The organism is uncultured Methanobrevibacter sp. (assembly GCF_900314695.1).
Taxonomy (GTDB): Archaea; Methanobacteriota; Methanobacteria; order Methanobacteriales; family Methanobacteriaceae; genus Methanocatella.
Genome location: NZ_OMWD01000061.1, coordinates 1 through 2,595, shown reverse-complemented (window position 1 = coordinate 2,595; position 2,595 = coordinate 1). Strand labels below are relative to the sequence as shown.

The window sequence follows — 2,595 nt, the reverse complement described above, 5'->3', positions numbered from 1 at the left end:
GCCGAAATTGCCGAAGATGCAGGTGCATCAGCCATAACTGTACATCCAAGAACAAAGTTTGATACATACGGAATTGATGCTGACTGGTCAATTATTCGAGACGTTAAAGAATTAGTTTCAATACCTGTGATTGGTAATGGAGATGTAAGAAACTGTTTTGATGCTAAAGAAATGATTGATGAAACAGGTTGCGATGCAGTAATGATTGGAAGAGGAACCCTTGGAAATCCATGGATTATAAAGCAGTGCGTGGAGTACCTTGAAGACGGAACACTTCCTCAAAAAGCAACACTTGAAGAAAAAATGGAAATGCTTAAAAAACATACCGAACTGCTTTTTAAATATAAACCTGAAAAAGTTGCCATTTCCAAAATGAGAGTTCACGCAGCATATTATTTAAAAAATCAGTATAGAAGTGTGGAAATCAAACCGAAACTATTTAAAACAACAACTCCCGAAGAATTATTTGAGATAATTGACAACTATGTTGAATCAATTAAATAGATACTACAAAGATAATTTATACGCCCATAATCAATTGAACCGCATTTTCAGCACCAATTGCAATAGAAACAAACATCATAATTCCGGCAATGGCAATTGCAGCAATCCAAATTCCAACATTCCACTTTAAAACTTTAGTCCCATCAAGACTGTAAATAGGAAACAAATTAAAAGTAGCCAAAAAGCAATTGACAGAAAATCCGACTGTACTGATTAAATATATTAAATGAAAAATATTTGAATGGATTTTTAAAGGATATATTAAAGCAGCAATTGCTAAAAATATTAATGCAAGTACCATATTGGCCATTGGTCCTGCAATTGAAATCTTACCATTAATCTCATCAGAGAGATTTTCCGGACCAATATAAAGTGAACCTGGCGATGCAAATACGAATCCAAAAAATGATGTGATGACAGCAATCAATAATCCCAGAGGCCACAATTTAAATTCAGCCTGACAACCATATTTCATTGCCACAAATTTATGTCCAAGCTCATGCAATAGAGACCCTATCACTACACTAACTACAACAATAGGTAAGATTGAAATGATTCCATGAGCATTCAACCCGGCAGTTGCTATCCCAAAACAAAATGTAAGCACAACGAATGCAATGGTTAAGTTCCTTAGCTCTTCCTTTGTAAAATCCAACATAGTATTAAATATATAAAACCCATATAAAATTCTTTTCTAATTGAATTGATGCGAAGATTAGTAAATCTCTTGCATATTGCAATTAAGCACAACAAAACACTTAAAAGAAAAAAAATAATATTCATGGCATGTTAATAGTAACCCATACCCAGTTGTCCACGTTACTACAATGAAAACAAACAACCATCAATTATCTTGTAATTAATGTATTAATAGAAAAATAAAATCATTACAAGACTAAAAATAGAAAAAAAGAATATATATCAAAATTACAGACAAAACCCTAAAAAAAGAAAAAGAAAAATAGAGAAGTTAATCTCTATTTTTTAACTGTAATTTTTTATTTTTTGCCAACTTTAAGTTTTTTGAGAACATTATTTTTGATTTTGAATGTTGCTATAGCTTTTTTGTTGGTTTTTGCTTTATATTTTTTACCGTTGAATTTCAAAGTTATTTTTTTACCCTTTTGCACTTTTTTAGCTACTGTTTTTAATTTTACTTTGATTTTCAGGTATTTGGCTGATTTTTTAACTTTGAGGTTTTTAGCAACGATAATACTATTGACTTTAATCTTTTTAGATAATTTTATATCTTTATAAGCCATTGTAATAGTATATTTAGTTTTCATAGGTTTTACCTTAGGTAATTTGAGAGTTGCATAACCTTTGGAGTTAGTTAAACGTTTGTATGTCTTTTTGTTGAATTTGAAAGTCACATACTGTTTAACAACAGCTTTACCGTCGATTGTTACACGTACTTTGTATTTATATGCATTTGTATATCCTATTTTAATATTTTTAGCTGTGAGTTTAGGTTTTGGAATCTTTGCAGTAGTGTTCTTTATTAAGGAATTGTACTTATTATCACCGGAGTAGGTGACATTTACACTATAATTTCCATATGCTAAACTTGGCACATTAACAATTGCAGTACCATTTTCAACAACAGCAAAGTAATCTATACCATTAATGCTTATAACAACATAGCCTTTAGCGTCGTTAGGTAAAGTTATATTGAATTCAGGTGATTTAGAGCCAACAGCAAGAGTGATCTTAATAGATGTACTATTTGCAGGAACATCCACTTTAGAAACATTCACACTAGAAGTCTTGCTGATTGATGCATATTTACTATCACCGGAATATTTAACTTCAACAGTATGATTACCGGCAGTTAATTCAGGTACAGTCACTTTAGCACTACCATTGGTTACAGTAGCACTTGAAACCTCTTTACCATCAACTAAAACAAATACAGTACCAGCAGCATCACCAGGTAAAGCCACATCAACGACGGAACTTTCACCAGGAACAATATCTGGAAGTGTAATATTAATGTCAGGTTTTGCAGGAGTGCTGATTGTGAAGTCAGATGAAGTTACATTTGTATTAAATCTGGAATCTCCCATATAAGTAGCAATTACAGTGTAATTT

The 2,595-nt window shown here is 31.7% G+C and carries 3 protein-coding genes; 1 reads left to right on the top strand and 2 read right to left on the bottom strand.

All coding sequences use genetic code 11. The features are described 5' to 3' along the window. Positions 1–504 (top strand): tRNA-dihydrouridine synthase (locus tag QZN45_RS11045; protein ID WP_296812971.1); only part of this gene is annotated, 504 nt, incomplete at its 5' end. Positions 505–520: 16 nt separating this feature from the next. Here QZN45_RS11045 and QZN45_RS11040 read toward each other — a convergent pair. Together QZN45_RS11040 and QZN45_RS11035 are read right to left on the bottom strand one after the other, a co-directional pair. Continuing rightward, entirely contained in the window at positions 521–1,162 is a 642-nt protein-coding gene (locus tag QZN45_RS11040) for a site-2 protease family protein (RefSeq protein WP_292609823.1), read from the bottom strand. A 340-nt stretch (positions 1,163–1,502) separates the two neighbouring features. Continuing rightward, the coding region (locus QZN45_RS11035) for an Ig-like domain-containing protein (RefSeq protein ID WP_296812968.1) at positions 1,503–2,595 on the bottom strand (1,093 nt) is incomplete at its 5' end.

Excerpts from the sequence above, each read along its gene's own strand:
- QZN45_RS11040 (WP_292609823.1), bottom strand. The coding sequence starts at position 1,162 with ATGTTGGATTTTACAAAGGAAGAGCTAAGGAACTTAACCATTGCATTC.